The organism is Paraburkholderia sp. BR10882 (assembly GCF_040948855.1).
Lineage (GTDB): Bacteria > Pseudomonadota > Gammaproteobacteria > Burkholderiales > Burkholderiaceae > Paraburkholderia > Paraburkholderia nodosa_A.
In genome coordinates, this window is the sequence record NZ_JBFPKP010000084.1 from 1 (window position 1) to 272 (window position 272).

1 rRNA gene is annotated in these 272 nt (G+C 53.3%); it reads left to right on the plus strand.

The features are described from left to right. Positions 1-272 (plus strand): 23S ribosomal RNA (locus AB3X99_RS41005); the annotation flags it as partial.

Genomic DNA, 272 nt, shown 5'->3' on the forward strand with positions numbered 1-272 from the left:
GCGAAGTTGAAGTGTTTGTGATGATGCAATCTCCCCGCGGCTAGACGGAAAGACCCCATGAACCTTTACTGTAGCTTTGCATTGGACTTTGAACCGGTTTGTGTAGGATAGGTGGGAGGCTGTGAAGCGGGAACGCTAGTTTCCGTGGAGCCGTCCTTGAAATACCACCCTGATCTGTTTGAGGTTCTAACCTTGGTCCGTGATCCGGATCGGGGACAGTGCATGGTAGGCAGTTTGACTGGGGCGGTCTCCTCCCAAAGGGTAACGGAGGA